The sequence below is a fragment of the Sulfobacillus harzensis genome, assembly GCF_012933365.1.
GTDB classification, from domain to species: domain Bacteria; phylum Bacillota; class Sulfobacillia; order Sulfobacillales; family Sulfobacillaceae; genus Sulfobacillus_B; species Sulfobacillus_B harzensis.
This window is the reverse complement of record NZ_JABBVZ010000290.1, coordinates 1-1,061: the sequence shown is the minus strand read 5'-3', so window position 1 is coordinate 1,061 and position 1,061 is coordinate 1. Positions and strand designations below refer to the sequence as shown.

Here is a 1,061-nt window from a genome sequence, read left to right as displayed (position 1 = left end):
CTACATTGCCGCCCCGATCTTCCATGCCAACAGGCAGCTTGACTCTCCATAGCTGGTCTTGACAGGACATCATCCTTCCCGGTATGGCGCTAGGGCCCTCGTCACTACCTCTTTAAGATTGATCGCCCTCTTGGTCACCCGAAAGTTGGGCGCATCCAAGCGATATGATTCGATTACCTCGTCCAGCAAAGTGGAGAGCCGACGGATCTCCAGCCCCAGCATGTCTAGCAAATACCGTTGATCGGGGAGCGGCACACTTCCTTCCAAGCGGTGCTGGATGAGATCGAGAATACTGGTCACGCCTTGCATGGGATTTCGCAATTCATGGGCGGCCACGTGCAGGAATCGGCGCAGTGCGCGTTCGCGCTCTTGAGCCAAATTCCGCTCCCGCTCGAGTTCCTCCGTGGCGGCGTTCAGTGACATCGCGGGTAATCTTTAGAAATCCTTGAAGGGCCCCGTCCGGAGTGCGGATCGCGGTGACGACTACGTTGGCCCAAAACGATGATCCATCTTTGCGGATCCGTTTGGCTTCTTCCATGAAGCGGCTTTCCCGCGCTGCGGTTTTAAGCACCCATTCCGGTTTCCCGGCGGCCTGGTCCTGTGGGGAATAGAAACATCCAAAATATTTGCCGATGATTTCTTCGCGCGTATACCCCTTGATGCGCTGGGCGCCTGCGTTCCAACTGACTACGCGGCCGGTTGCGTCGAGCGCAAAAATCGCATATTCCTCGACCGCATCCACCAAGGCCCGAAAATTTTCCTCTGCCTGTAACAGCCGATCATCTGTTCCGACGGCCAACGGCATCCCCTCCCGAAGTGAGCTACACTTTCGTGATTGTAGCACCCCCCCTAGGCGAGATACGTCGAAGGGTGTCGGCCCGAAACAAATTTTTACCTCGTTAATCAAAGGGGCGGTTCGACTGTCTAAGTCGCAGCAAATAAAGTTAAACGGGCGTGACCTGCAGCGGAAAGCTCACGTTATCCTATCTGGTAGGTAAAGAGGGGCCTCGGGGCTTGGCTGTGGTAGCGAGTGCCCCTTGAGCGCCCTCCTCCCCATAGAA

2 protein-coding genes are annotated in these 1,061 nt (G+C 56.2%); both read right to left on the bottom strand.

Going from position 1 to position 1,061, the window contains the following annotated elements; translation table 11 throughout:
* Positions 1-69: 69 nt before the first annotated feature.
* Positions 70-378 carry a histidine kinase dimerization/phospho-acceptor domain-containing protein gene (locus HIJ39_RS23095; RefSeq protein WP_169103364.1) on the bottom strand — a complete coding sequence of 103 codons (309 nt, stop codon included), beginning with the start codon at positions 376-378 and terminating at the stop codon, positions 70-72.
* Positions 323-799 carry a PAS domain-containing protein gene (locus HIJ39_RS23090; RefSeq protein ID WP_169103363.1) on the bottom strand — a complete coding sequence of 159 codons (477 nt, stop codon included), beginning with the start codon at positions 797-799 and terminating at the stop codon, positions 323-325. The genes HIJ39_RS23095 and HIJ39_RS23090 overlap by 56 nt, the downstream gene beginning before the upstream one ends.
* Positions 800-1,061 lie beyond the last annotated feature (262 nt).